Source organism: Candidatus Protofrankia californiensis, from assembly GCF_900634765.1.
In the GTDB taxonomy this organism is placed as follows: domain Bacteria; phylum Actinomycetota; class Actinomycetes; order Frankiales; family Frankiaceae; genus Protofrankia; species Protofrankia californiensis.
In genome coordinates this window covers 25,278-38,220 of sequence record NZ_CAAAFT010000333.1, presented here as the reverse complement: position 1 = coordinate 38,220, position 12,943 = coordinate 25,278, and the positions used below count along the sequence as shown (strand labels likewise).

The following is a 12,943-nucleotide window of genomic DNA, read 5'->3' as shown; positions in this document are numbered from 1 at the left end:
TTGATGAACAGCACGATGCCGAGTGCGGCCAGCGCTGGCCGCAGATTGGGCACGACGACGGTCCACAGCGTCGACCACGACGACCGCCCGTCGATGCGCGCCGCCTCCAGCACCTCCCTGGGGAAGCTTTCCATGTGCTGGCGCAGCAGCAGGACACCGAGTGCGGTGCACAGCGTCGGGATGACCACTCCGGCGAGCGTGTTCAGCAGGCCGAGCCGGAACAGCAGCGTGTAGTTGGACACCATCGTCACCTGGAACGGCACCAGCCACGTCCCCACGAACAGCAGGTAGAGCAGCCGCTGCCCGCGGAAGCGCCAAGCGGTGAACGCGTACGCGGCGAGCAGCCCGGTCAGCAGCTGCCCGAGCGCGGTCAGCGACGCCACGACGAACGTGTTGAGCAGCATCTGCCCGATCGGGATCATGTCCGCGGCGTGCCGGTAGTTGCCGATCGACAGCGGCCAGGGAAGGACCGACGTGCTGTAGATGTCGCTGGGGCGGCGCAGCGACGTCGCGTACATCCAGCAGATCGGGAAGATGCAGGCAAGGCTCAGGACCGTCAGCACGGCATGGCCGACGAACGAGCTCACCGGTGACCGGCCGCTGATCGGCCCGCCGGTCCCGCCGTGGCCGCGACGTCCGTGGCCGTGGCGCCCGCCGTCATGAGGCCCGCCGCCGTGGTCCTCACGCGGCGGCGCACCCGCGTCGCCTGCCGGCGCGTCCAAAGCGGAGACGGCCATGAGTCACTCCTTGTAGTTTTTGCAGCGTTTGTAGTCCTTGTAGCCCTGATCGGGAGTCAGCCGGTTCGTGGGCAACCCCGGTAACCGTGGCAACCGCGGGAGGTCACCAGCGAGCCAGGTGGTCAGTTGTCGTGGAAGCTCAGTTTTTCGAACAGCCAGACGAGGAAGAGCGCGATCAGGCCGAAGCCCAGGAAGAAGGCCAGCCCGGCGGCGGAGGCCAGGCCCGCGTTGAAGCTCTTGAAGCCGTACTCCCAGAGCAGGTAGTAGGCGTTGGTCGTCGCGCCGTCGGGGCCGCCCTGGGTGAGCGCGTCGATCAGTGGGAAGGTCAGCTGCCCTGACAGCAGCACGGTCATGAGGGCCAGCAGGACCAGGGTCGGTGACAGCAGCGGCAGTGTGATCCATCGGGTGATCTGCCGCCGGGTCGCGCCGTCGAGCTGGGCTGCCGCCGAGTACTCGTCGTTGATGTTGGCCAGGCCCGCCGTGACGACGAGAACCGCGAAACCGAGCAGGTGCCAGCCGGTGATGCCGATGATGGCGAGCTGGGCCGGACCGCGTTCGTGCAGCCAGTTGATCGGCTGGCCCAGCATGCGGTCCACCAGCCCGTGCCGCGGGTCCAGCAGCCACACCCACATCGCCGCGCTGGCCATCGGCGGGACCAGTACCGGCGCGAACACCAGGGCACGGTAGAGGACGTTGACCCGTCCGCGTACCTGGCGGGTGAGCAGGGCAATGATCGTTGGCAGGACGACCGAGAAGGGCAGCAGGCACACGATCGTCGCCACCGTCAGCCACAACGAGTGCCTGAGCGCGGGAAGCTCGAGAACCTGCTGGTAGTTGTCCAGTCCGACCGGGACCTTCGGCCTGGTCGGCAACAGGTTCCACCGGTAGAAGGAAAGCTGGACGGCTTCGACCAGGGGGCGGTAGGTCCATACGATCAGGCAGCCGAGTCCCGGGGCGAGGTAGAGGAAGGGCGGCAGCGCCCGCAGCATCCGGCGCGGGACCGGCGGCCGGGCCGCCTTGATCGCGACGTGCTCGGCGGGCGCCGCGAGGGGAGCGAGCTCTACTAACACGCCGCTTGACCCTGCCGGGCCGATGCCTGGTCGATGACCGGTGCCTGGTCGATGGCTGACGTCCGGTCGGTGGTTGGTGTCCGGTCGATGTGTCGTGCCATTTCGCTCTCGTCGTTGTCGAAGAGTGTTTCCGTGGGAGCGAGCGGAACGACGCTGGCCACCACGGTGTCGGAGTAGATGTCGATACGGCTGCAGGCCGATGTGCGCAGTGCGCGCGCCCGGCCCACGGGCGAGAGCAGGTCCGCGCCGAACGCGGCGGCCGGTGACACCCAGACCGGGATGCCGGCGAGCAGGCCGCAGCTGGCGTGATGGGCGTGGCCGGACAGGATGATCCGCACGTCGCTGCCCGCCACGACCTGCGCGAGCCGGTCGGGCTCACGCAGTGTCATCAGCTCGACGACGAGCATCGGCGACGGTATCGGCGGGTGGTGCAGGACGAGCACCGTCCCGTCCGGGGCCGGTCGGGCGAGCTCGTCGCGTAGCCACGCAAGCTGGGAGGCGGTGAGGTAGCCGCTCTCGTGGCCCGGCGTGGTGCTGTCGAGCACCACGATCCGCAGGCCCGAGATCCAGTGGACGCTGTCACACGGTTCGGTCGTCGGCTCGGCGGACAGCAGCTCGGAGCGGAACGCCGCCCGCTCGTCGTGGTTGCCCATCGCGTAGATGACCGGGGCGTGCAGTTGGCGCGCGAGCGGTTCGACCACCTCCCGCAACCGCCGGTAGGCGGCGGGGGAGCCACCGTCGGTGAGGTCTCCGGTCAGCAGCAGGCCCGCCACCGCAATCCCGGAGTCCGCGACCGCGTGGGCCGCGGACTCCAGGTTCGCGTGTGTGTCCACCCTGCCGTACAGCAACTCCCCGTCCGGCACGATGTGGGTGTCGCTGAGCTGGATCAGGGTGTGCCGTGGCGTCCGGACCGACGTCACGGTCGTCATGGTGTCAGCCCTTCGGCAGGAGTTTGGTCGCCTGCTCCTGGGCCGCGGTCAGCGTCGACTGCGCGTCGGCCCCGCTGTAGACGACCTTCTCGACGGCGTCGAGGATGGTGTCCTTGATCTGGACGTAGTTGTCGCCGGGGAACGACGCCGCCGGGTGGAGCCGGGCGAGCTGGTCGATGTTCGGTTTGATCAGCGGGTTCTTGGCCGCCCAGTCCTTCAGGCCGGCCGGGTCGTCGAGCAGGCCCGTGCGCAGCGGCAGGTAGCCGATCTTACTAGTGATCTGCGTGTATCCCTCGTCGCTGGTCAGGAACTTGATGAGCTCCCAGGCCGCCCGCTGCTTGGCCGGGTCCTTGGCGAACATCAACAGCGCCGCCCCGGAGTTGGTCGGCTCCACCTTCTTGCCGTCGAAGCTCGGCTGGAGTCCGGCCCGCAGGTCCCACTGGGGGTTCGTGGTGGTGGCGCCCTTGCGGAAGGTCGCCTCGGCGGCGCTGGTCTCCAGGATCATGCCTATCTCGCCGCGTCCGAACGCCGGGTATGCCTGCTCCTGGGAGATCTTGGGGCTGAGGCCGGACTGGACCAGGTCCTGGGCCACCTTGACGGCTTCGACCGCGGGGGCCTCGGCGAAGGAGAACCTGGTCTGGTCGTTGGAGATCACGGTTCCGCCGTTGGAGTAGACCAGGGACTGGTAGCACCAGTCACCGGCCTTCTTGGTGAGGCAGTCGATGTAGACGCCGTCCTTGCCGGTCTTGCTCTTGATGGCCTGCGCGAACGTCTTCACCTCCGCCCAGGTGGTCGGCGGCTTGGCCGGGTCGAGGCCGGCCTGGGTGAACAGGCTGGCGTTGTAGTACAGGATCGGTGTGGAGAACACGAACGGTACGCCGAAGGTCTTGCCGTCGACGTCACCGAGGGTGCGCGCGGCCGGCGCGAACGGGTGGGCGCCGCCGAAGTTCGCCTGCACGACGTCGCGTCCGACCACGTCGTCGAGCGGGGTGGCACCCAGTCCCTTGACGGCGTATCGGAGATCTCCGAAGACCAGCTGGCCGACGTCGGGCGAGTTGCCCGCCGCGATCTGGCGCTGGATGCTGGCGGCCGCGGACGACCCGTAGTTGCTCGCGGTAGCGGTCGCGGGCTTCTGGGCCGTCACCTTGATGTTGGGGTGGGCCGCCTGGAACCTGTTGATCAGATCGGTGAAGGTGTCCGTCCACGGCCCGGCCTGCGCCAGGTTGTAGCTCTCAAAGGTGATCGAGACCTGCTGGTCCGGCCGGAGTTCGGGAACCACGGTGCTCGGTTGGGTGGGTGCGCTCGGGCTGCTGTCTCCACAGGCGGCCGCGGTCAGCGCCAGGGCGAGCGCGGCCGTTACCCCCCCGAGACGGCGCAGTTTTTTCACGGGATGCTCCTTGAGCGAGGCGAACACGGCACCGGAGAGGACCGGAGCCGGGAAAGTCGTCGGACGGTTCGACAGGTTTGACAGGTTCGAAAGATTCGAAGGTGGGGCGGTCCAAAAGGCCGAAGGGGCGGACGGTTCGAAAGGCGGGGACGTCGGAGGCTGGTGATCAGACGATGGAAGCGTCCAGAACCCCTTCGGGGGATTCGGCCACGGTCGGGTCCCCGTCCGTGGCACCGGGAGATCCCGGCCTGTCGCTGACACGGACGGTGACCTGATCGCGGTCACGGGGGATGTCAGCGCCGGTCGGCTGCCAGACCAGCCGGCGGCCACTGGCCCGGTCGAACAGGTGCACCCGGTTCGCGGGGATGTCGAAGGCCACCGGTTCGCCGGGACGCAGACCAAGCGGCCGCGGCCCGCGGGCCAGCAGCCGGGCATCGCCCACCACGCACTGGGCGACCTCCTCGCCGCCGAGGTTCTCCACCATCTCCACCACTGCCCGGAACATGGGGGACTGCGACGCGGGGGACTGCGAGGTGGGGGATCCGGAGGCAGGCGGGACCCGGATCAGATGTTCCGGTCGGACGCCCAGGGTCACCTCGCGGGCGGGCTGGTCGTCCGCCGCCCACAGCGGAACCTCGACGCCGGGGGCGAGCGCCTGGACACGTCCGGCCCGGCTCTCGATGCGTGCGGGGATCAGGTTCATCGCCGGTGAGCCCAGAAAGCCCGCCACGAACACCGACGCTGGCTCGTCGTAGACGTCGGTGGGGGTGCCGACCTGCTCAAGGCGGCCGGCGTTGAGCAGGGCCACCCGGGTGGCCATGGTCATGGCCTCGACCTGGTCGTGGGTGACGTAGACGATGGTCGAGCCGAGCCTGTGGTGCAGGGCGCGCAGCTGGCCGCGGGTTGCGGTACGCAGCTTCGCGTCGAGGTTGGACAGCGGTTCGTCCATGAGAAAGGCGCCGGGGTCGCGGACCAGCGCCCGCCCGACTGCGACCCGCTGCCGCTGCCCACCGGAGAGTTCCCTGGGCCGGCGATCGAGCAGGTCGGCGAGATCGAGCAGCTCGGCCACCTCGTGTACCTTCTGGCGTATCTCCGCGCGTGGCCGCCGGCGCGACCGCAACGGGAACCCGATGTTGCGCTCGACAGTCAGGTGGGGGTAAAGAGCGTAGCTCTGGAATACCATTGCCATGTCGCGTTCCCGGGGCGGGGCGAACGTGACGTCGCGGCCGTCCAGGAGAACCCGTCCGTTGCTCGGCTCGATCAGGCCGGCGATCATTCGGAGCAGCGTCGACTTTCCGCATCCGCTCGGCCCGAGCAGGACGAGGAAATCGCCGTGACTGATGTCCAGGCTTACCCGGTCGACGGCGGCGACCTCGCCGAAACGCTTGGTCAGTCCTTCGACCTGGATCCGGCTCACAGCCTGGCTCTCCTTTCATGCCGGCCCGGCAGCATGCCGGATCGGCCTGGTGTTCCGCACCGGCCCGCTGCGGCGGGCCGGTGAGTTCGGATGCGGATCCCCCGGTCCGGGCGTACCCGGTCCGGCGGTCTCGCGGAAATTTTCCTAGCGCTTCTTATCGTCCGAGGACTGCTGGATTCAACTCCGGGTTCGTGTACGGGAAGGAAACATACCGGAAATTCGCGGTCCATCGAGTGTTGTGAAACTATCCGATCACGCTTTGTATCCAGCGTCGATTGGTGCCGCTGATTACCCGATAGAATTCATTGATAACCGCCGCACCCGTCGTTCCCATGTGGGTGGGATCGGCGCGGAACCCGTACCGGCCGGGTGGGTGGGGCGTTCGTTCTGCCGTTCCTCCGGCGTTCCGGCGTTCCTGGCGGGCGGTGGCAGGTTTCAGATGTCGAGGACCAGCTGGTCGGTTCGGGCCCGGGACACGCAGATCATCATGGCGTCTCCGGTGCGCTGCTCCTGGGGGCTCAGCACGGAATCGCGGTGGTCGACCTCGCCCTCGACGAACCGGGTCTCGCAGTTGCCGCAGGTCCCTTCGCGGCATGAGGAGGGCATGTCCAGGCCGGCGCGTTCGAGGGCTTCGAGGATGCTGCGGTTGGCGGCCACCCGTACCTTCTGCCCGGTGCTGGCGATCAGGACGTCGAACGCGGTGTCCGCCGCAGCGTCGCCGGCCGGTTCCCGGGGCCGGAAGCGTTCGACGTGCAAGGCGCCGGACGGCCAGCTGCCGCAGGCGGCCTCGACCGCGCTGAGCAGGCCTTCCGGGCCGCAGCAGTAGACGGCCGTGCCCTCGTCGGGTCGGGCGAGGACGGCATCGAGCGGCAGCAGCCCACGCTCCTGCTCGGGGTGGACGACGACCCGGTCACCATGGGTGGACATCCCGGCGAGAAACGCCATACTCGTTCGCCGTCTCCCGCCGTAGAACAGCTTCCAGTCGGCGCCGCGTCCGTCCAATTCGGTGATCATGGGGAGGAGTGGTGTTATCCCTATTCCGCCCGCGATCAGAATGTAGCGCCGGGAGTCGACCAGGGGAAAGTTGTTGCGCGGCGACCCGACCTCCAGCGTCGACCCGGTGCGGACCTCGTCGTGCAGGTACACTGAGCCGCCCCGGCTGTTTTCCTCACGCAGTACCGCGATACGCCAGTTCGTACTGTCAGCCGGGTCACCGCACAACGAGTACTGCCGGATGGTTCCGGGCCCGATGGCGACGTCGACGTGCGCGCCGGGAGCCCACGGGGGCAGGGGTCTGCCGCCGGGGTCGGCAAGAACCAGAGAAATGACGTCGTCTGCCTCGAGGATCCTGTCGACGACGGTCAGGGGTGCCGTGGTTGACGGCGCCGGTACCGCGGTCGACTGATCGTGGGGTGCTGGCACGGACATGACCGACCTCCGGGCGGAATTTCAGGCGTGTCGGGACGGACGTGCGGGTTCTCGGCGCCTTTTCAGATCTTCTGTCCCATCTGCTGTCCGGTGCGCCGAGCGAACCAATGATCTGCATGCCGATCGGACGAGCGATCTACCGTCGAATTTTATCGGGAAGGCGGCCTGCAATGCATGGCCTGACCAATCATCGCAGCTAACCGGAGAAAACAACCCGCTCGGACGATTGGATTGTTCAATGGACACCTCCGGGCTTCCTTCGCACCCGGCCGAAGGCGGTGCGATCATGTTTTTCGCGCCGCCGGAGGCCTCTACCGGTGACCGGGCCGAAGGCGGTGCGATCAGAAGGGTCCGGCCTCGTCGAGGGTGTCCAGCAGGGCGTCGACGACTTTGCTCCGGCGCGGTCGCCACACCACGTGGACGGACAGCATCGGGACGGGGTCGACGAGGGGTATGGCGATCGGACCTTTGGTCCTGCGGGCCCGTTCGACCGAGGCGAACCCCACCAGCGGGCGGGTGGCGACCACGAGGGCGGTCGCACCCGGATCGTCGATCTCGGCGGCGACCCGGAGGTTGATCCGGACCCGTTCGGCCGTGGTGACGATCGTGTCGTACATGGCCGGCGACTGGGTGCGGCTGAACAGGACGCAGGCCTGGTGCTGCAGTTCGCGGAACGCCACCTGTTCGCGGCAGGCCCAGTCGTGCTGCTCCCCGACCACGGCGACCAGTGGCAGTCGCAGCACCTCGCGGGAGCGCAGGTCGTTGGTGGGCGGCAGCCCGAAGATGAAGCCGATGTCGAGCTCGCCGCTGAGCAGGCCCTTGAGCTGGGGGCCGGTACGCCTCTCCCACAGGTGGGCGGTCAGCCCGGGGTGGGTGTTGTTCAGCCGTAACAGGGTCGGCTGCAGGACGCGCTGACCGGCCGGGAAGTTGTAGCCGATGTTGATCGTGCCGGCGCGGCCGGCCGCGGCGTCCCGCGCCGCCTGGACCGCCCGGTTCGCCTGGTCGATGATCCGCTTCGCCTCGACCTGGAACGCGACGCCCGCCGGGGTCAGCCGGACCTCGTGGGAGGTGCGGGCGACCAGCTTGACGCCGACCTCACGCTCGAGACGTTGCAGATGTTGGCTCAACGAGGGCTGGGCCAGATGGAGCTTGCCCGCAGCCCGTCCGAAGTGCAGTTCGTCCGCTATCGCTAGAAAAGACACCAGGTGCCGGAACTCCATCGAGCCTCCCCGCCGCAAACCCAGCACAGCCTACGTGCGGTGACTAACCGGCGGTGACGGGTAAGTGTTGTTCGGGAGAATTGTCGGGCCGGACGGCGCGGGGCAGGGTGGGCAATACCGCAACAGCGGTGCATATACGGACCGCTATGTATGCGGACCGGTGCGTATACGGACTGGTACGTATACGCACGTATACGGCGGTGCGGATATGACGTGACCGCATCCGCGCGGAGGGCATGCGGAGCGTCGACCGGCGCCGACGATAGCCTCGTTGTTGTGGCAACGGTCAATCTCCCCCAGGAGCTCGCTGCCGGACTCGACGGTGGCCTGACCGCCGCGGATGTTGCCGCGCGCATCGCGGCGGGCAGCACCAACGACGTTCCGGTCAGGGCGAGTCGTTCGGTCGCCGAGATCGTCCGGGCCAACGTCCTGACCCGGTTCAACGCGATCATCGGTGCGCTCTTCGCCGTCATCGTGGTGATCGGACCGGTCGTTCCCGACGGCATGTTCGGGCTGATCATCGTGGTCAACACCGCGATCGGCATCGTCCAGGAGGTGCGTGCCAAGCGCACGCTGGAACGGCTTGCGATCGTCGGAGAGGCCCGGCCGCGGGTCCGTCGGGCCGGCCGAGCAACCGAGATCTCCGCCGGTGAGGTCGTGCTTGACGACGTCATCGAACTCGGGCCCGGGGACATGGTCGTCGTCGACGGGGTGGTGCTGGCCGCGGACGGGTTGGAGATCGACGAATCGCTCCTCAGCGGTGAGGCCGACCCCGTGGTCAAGCGTCCCGGGGATCCCGTCCTGTCCGGAAGTTTCGCGGTAGCCGGGACCGGGGTGTTCCGCGCGACCAAAGTCGGCCGCGAGGCCTACGCCGCCCGGCTGGCCGAGGAGGCCAGCAGGTTCACACTCGTGCGTTCGGAGCTGCGCGGCGGTGTCGACCGGATCCTGACGTTCGTCACCTTTCTGATCATTCCCGCCGGTGCGTTGACGATCTACAGCCAGCTCCGGCTCGACGACGCCACCCCGGACGAGGCCGTGCGCGGGATGGTGGCCGCGCTCGTCCCCATGGTCCCCGAAGGACTCATCCTGCTCACCAGCGTCGCGTTCGCGATCGGTGTCATCCGGCTGGGACGCCGGCAGTGCCTGGTGCAAGAACTACCCGCCATCGAGGGTCTGGCCCGGGTCAGTGTCGTGTGTGCGGACAAGACCGGCACCCTCACCGAGAACCGTATGCGGCTGGCCGAGGTGCGCCTGCTGCGCGCTGCCGTCGGGGTGGGTACGGCCGTCGGGGTGGGTACGGCCGTCGGAGCCGGCGAGGCCGGGGCCGACAGGGTCACCGGGCCTGCCGAGGTCAGCGGGCTTGACAGAGTTGATGGGCTTGATGGGCTTGACGTGGTCAGCGGGCCTGATGGGTTTGGCGGGTTTGACAGGGCTGACGGGACGGCCGGCGAGGTTCGCGAGGTGCTGCGTGCGTTGGCCGCCTCCGATCCGCGTCCCAACGCAAGCCTTGCGGCCGTCGCCGAGGCATTTCCCAGCGACGAGACCACCTGGCCGGCGACGGCGATCGCGCCGTTCTCCTCCGCGCGGAAGTGGAGCGGGGCGAGCTTCGCCGGGCATGGGCACTGGGTGCTCGGCGCACCCGACGTCCTGCTGCCGCCTGGGGATCCCGTGCTCGTCGACGCCGACCTGCTGGCCTCGCAGGGACTGCGTGTGCTGTTGCTCGGGCGGGCCGGCATGCCGGTGGACGCGCCGGGCGCACCCGGTGAGGTGACCCCGGCGGCGCTGCTCGTCATCGAGCAGAAGATCCGCGACGATGCCGCCGAGACCCTGCGGTACTTCGCCGCGCAGGATGTCGAGCTGAAGATCATATCGGGTGACAGTGCGGTGTCCGTCGCGGCGGTCGCCACCACCCTCGGGCTCCCCGGTGCCGACCAGCCCGTGGACGCCCGGACGCTGCCCGACGGCACCGCCCCGCTGGCCGGGCGGATGGCGGCGGCGTCGGTCTTCGGCCGGGTGGTACCGGACCAGAAGCGCGCCATGGTCAAAGCCCTGCAGGCCGGCGGCCACACCGTGGCCATGACCGGTGACGGGGTCAACGACGTGCTCGCGCTCAAGGACGCCGACATCGGCGTGGCCATGGGCTCGGGCAGCCCCGCGGCCCGGGCCGTCGCGCAGATCGTCCTGCTGGACAACACCTTCGCCGCTCTTCCGCACGTCGTGGGCGAGGGACGGCGGGTGATAGGCAACATCGAACGCGTGTCCGTCCTGTTCCTCACCAAGACGGTCTACTCGGTGTTGCTGGCCATTCTGATCGGCGTGGCGCAGATCAGGTTTCCGTTCCTGCCGCGTCATGTGACGCTGATCGGCTGGTTCACCATCGGCGTTCCGGCGTTCTTCCTCGCGCTCGCGCCCAACACCGAACGGGCACGACCGGGGTTCGTGCCGAGAGTCATGCGCCGGGCGGTGCCGGCGGGTGTCGTGGTGGCGGTGGCGAGTTTCGTGACCTATCTTCTCGTCCGCTCCGGTGGGGAGGGTACGCCCGAGCAGGACAGCACCGCCGTTGTGATCACGCTTGTCATGATCGCGACATGGGTGTTGGCCGTGGTGGCGCGACCGTATGTCTGGTGGAAGGCCGCGCTGGTCGCCGCCATGATCGGCGGTTTTCTGCTGTGCCTGCTGCTGCCGGTGGGGCAGCACGTCTTCGAGTTCGACACGTCGGACACCGCCGCCGTCGCCGTGGCGGTCGCCTGCGGCGCGGTCGGCATGGCCCTGGTGGAGCTCGCCTGGCGGTTCAGCTTCGTTGACGCCGGGGAACAGCGCCCTCACCGGGACGGGCTGCGATCGTAAGCAGCCGTTTGTCATATGTGATGAACGCTTCCAGCCTGGCGTCGGGCTGGTCGATCAGCATCGTGGCGGTGGCGAGATGAATGGCGTCCGTAGAACATGACGTTCTACGTGGCGGCGGGCCGCTCCCGCACCCCGGGTGCCGCAGCCAGCCTGTGGCATCGGTGGCCACTGACATCCAACGGGCAGGCCCCGGCTCCGCCATCCCGTCACTGTGTTCGGGTAGTTCGGGTACGGGTAGTTCGGGTGACAGCACCGTCTTCCGCCGGCGACGCCGGGTCAGACATGTTGCCGGACATCGATGCCGTGGACCGGCCGGAGGGGTTAGCGTGTGTGTCCCCGGCACGTTCCGCCCCATGTCGACAGGTCGGGTATGTCGCAGGTCGTCGAAGTCGGTTGTGGGGCCGAGCCGGTCGCAGATCGTCGAACTGGTCGTGGGGAAGACGCCGCGGGACGAACCGACCCGACCGGGTGGGCCGATTGCCGGCACGGTGCGAACCTTCGCCGGAGGGAAATAGACCGGTCGTCCCCGGCGCCGGAGAAACGTCTTTCTGCCACTGCTTCCCGAAAGTCCCTGGCCGGCGGTTGCGGGCGGGCGTCATGGTTGTTTTCCCGCACGTCCAACCATATATGTGACGGCGCTGTTGTCGAAATACCGTGACCGATAACGCGTGGGCCGTGAGACGACGATTTGACACCGCGAAACACTGTGGAAGCAATGCCTCCGTATAAGAAGGACGGGCGAGCCTCGTGGCCCGCTCTACCCACGGTCGAACCGTGGGTATGCCCCTCGCCGACCGTCGGTCATTGAGGAGGTCCACGTAAGTGGCCAAGCAAATCCAGCATCTGGACCGGGTGGCAATCCGGTTCGCCGGTGACTCCGGCGACGGCATGCAGCTCACTGGCGACCGTTTCGCTTCCGAGAGCGCCATCCTGGGAAACGACCTGTCCACCCTTCCCAACTACCCCGCCGAGATTCGCGCGCCATCGGGCTCGCTGCACGGCGTGTCCAGCTTCCAGGTACATTTCGCCGCCCACGACGTCCTCACGCCCGGTGACTCGCCGGACGTCCTGGTCGCAATGAACCCGGCGGCGCTGCGTGCCAATCTCGGGGACCTGCCGCCCAATGCGGAGATCATCGTCAACACCGACGAGTTCACCACACGCAACCTGGAGAAGGTCGGTTACACGAGCAATCCGCTGGAGAACGACTCGCTCGACGGGTTCACCGTTCACCGGGTGCCGCTGACGTCGGCGACGATCGCCGCCCTCGCCGACGTCGAGGTCTCCAAGAAGGAGGCCGAGCGGGCGAAGAACATGTTCGCGCTCGGTCTGCTGTCCTGGATGTACAGCCGGCCCACCGAGGGCACGGTGGAGTTCCTCAAGCAGAAGTTCGCCAAGAAGCCGCACGTCGCCGCCGCGAACGTGGCCGCCTTCCAGGCCGGCTGGAACTACGGTGAGACCACCGAGGACTTCGCCGTCCGCTACGAGGTCAAGCCGGCGAAGCTGGTGTCCGGCACCTACCGCAGCGTCAACGGCAACTCGGCGCTCGCCTACGGCCTCGTCGCCGCCGGTCTGCGCGCCAACCTGCCGGTCTTCCTCGGCGCCTACCCGATCACTCCGGCCTCGGAGATCCTGCACGAGCTGTCCGGATACAAGCGCTACGGCGTGACCACCTTCCAGGCCGAGGACGAGATCGCCGCGGTGGGCTCGGCGCTCGGTGCCTCCTACGGCGGCGCGCTCGGGGTCACCTCGACCTCCGGCCCGGGGCTCGCGCTCAAGACCGAGACCCTCGGGCTCGCGGTGATGCTGGAGCTGCCGCTTGTCATCGTGGACGTGCAGCGCGCCGGCCCGTCGACCGGCCTGCCGACCAAGACCGAGCAGTCCGACCTGAACATCGCCCTGTTCGGC

9 protein-coding genes are annotated in these 12,943 nt (G+C 68.3%); 2 read left to right on the top strand and 7 right to left on the bottom strand.

The annotated features are described in order from the left end of the window. The 7 genes from DD1DGNOD_RS17520 to DD1DGNOD_RS17490 form a co-directional block, all read right to left on the bottom strand. Positions 1-737: carbohydrate ABC transporter permease (locus tag DD1DGNOD_RS17520; RefSeq protein ID WP_131770635.1), on the bottom strand; the 737-nt coding region annotated here is incomplete at its 3' end. 122 nt (positions 738-859) lie between these two features. Beyond that, on the bottom strand, positions 860-1,807 hold the full coding sequence (locus tag DD1DGNOD_RS17515) for a carbohydrate ABC transporter permease (RefSeq protein ID WP_131770634.1): 948 nt from the start codon (positions 1,805-1,807) through the stop codon (positions 860-862). Further along, positions 1,801-2,736, bottom strand: coding sequence for a metallophosphoesterase (locus DD1DGNOD_RS17510; RefSeq protein ID WP_131767528.1), 936 nt, complete (start codon positions 2,734-2,736; stop codon positions 1,801-1,803). The genes DD1DGNOD_RS17515 and DD1DGNOD_RS17510 overlap by 7 nt, the downstream gene beginning before the upstream one ends. 4 nt (positions 2,737-2,740) lie before the next feature. Next, the gene (locus DD1DGNOD_RS17505) at positions 2,741-4,123 is read right to left on the bottom strand and encodes an ABC transporter substrate-binding protein (protein WP_131770633.1); all 1,383 of its coding nucleotides are present in this window, start codon (positions 4,121-4,123) and stop codon (positions 2,741-2,743) included. A gap of 166 nt (positions 4,124-4,289) precedes the next feature. After that, positions 4,290-5,540 carry an ABC transporter ATP-binding protein gene (locus tag DD1DGNOD_RS17500; RefSeq protein ID WP_241255804.1) on the bottom strand — a complete coding sequence of 417 codons (1,251 nt, stop codon included), beginning with the start codon at positions 5,538-5,540 and terminating at the stop codon, positions 4,290-4,292. A gap of 435 nt (positions 5,541-5,975) precedes the next feature. Next, positions 5,976-6,968 (bottom strand): PDR/VanB family oxidoreductase, encoded by a 993-nt coding sequence (locus DD1DGNOD_RS17495; protein ID WP_131770632.1) that lies wholly within the window; start codon positions 6,966-6,968, stop codon positions 5,976-5,978. A gap of 341 nt (positions 6,969-7,309) precedes the next feature. After that, positions 7,310-8,188 carry a LysR family transcriptional regulator gene (locus tag DD1DGNOD_RS17490; protein ID WP_131767526.1) on the bottom strand — a complete coding sequence of 293 codons (879 nt, stop codon included), beginning with the start codon at positions 8,186-8,188 and terminating at the stop codon, positions 7,310-7,312. Positions 8,189-8,464: 276 nt separating this feature from the next. Here DD1DGNOD_RS17490 and DD1DGNOD_RS17485 point away from each other — a divergent pair, with 276 nt between their 5' ends. Both DD1DGNOD_RS17485 and DD1DGNOD_RS17475 read left to right on the top strand, forming a co-directional pair. Beyond that, complete coding sequence (locus tag DD1DGNOD_RS17485; protein ID WP_241255803.1) at positions 8,465-11,035, top strand: HAD-IC family P-type ATPase; 2,571 nt, start codon at positions 8,465-8,467, stop codon at positions 11,033-11,035. Between the two features lie 888 nt (positions 11,036-11,923). Next, positions 11,924-12,943 (top strand): 2-oxoacid:acceptor oxidoreductase family protein (locus DD1DGNOD_RS17475; RefSeq protein WP_430827828.1); only part of this gene is annotated, 1,020 nt, incomplete at its 3' end.